Raw genomic sequence first — 438 nt, 5'->3', positions numbered from 1 at the left:
CCTTATAAGTTAATTTAGAGAATCTATGTGCTTGGTCTAACCCTTAGAGTCAACTCTAAGAGACCAAATCATAAATTATTATCTTCTATGCAGTTTTCAAAGAACAGTTTTATTTTTCTATAAAATCGCACCTAACTGCGTCAAACTCATTCTGCTTGTCTCACGTAATTACCATTACGCATCGACTTCGCATCATTCGTTTTCCTTGTTATTCATCGATTTTCTTAGAAAAATTAGTGCTTTGTCAGTATATCCGAACATAAACTGCTTGTCAATACTAACTTTTGAGAGTTGACCTCTCAAAACTGAACAATGTAGGTGACCAAAGTGTCGACCTAGTGTGACATCTAACAGCTTGTGTTAGTGTATGTCTCCCTAGAAAGGAGGTGATCCAGCCGCACCTTCCGATACGGCTACCTTGTTACGACTTCACCCCAA

General features: G+C 38.1%; 1 rRNA gene. It reads right to left on the bottom strand.

Going from position 1 to position 438, the window contains the following annotated elements:
- Positions 1–379 precede the first annotated feature (379 nt).
- Positions 380–438, bottom strand: a 16S ribosomal RNA gene (locus tag EO125_RS09730); the annotation flags it as partial.

This window comes from Veillonella sp. VA139 (assembly GCF_003992005.1).
Taxonomy (GTDB): Bacteria; Bacillota; Negativicutes; order Veillonellales; family Veillonellaceae; genus F0422.
This window is presented reverse-complemented; position numbering and strand designations above follow the sequence as displayed.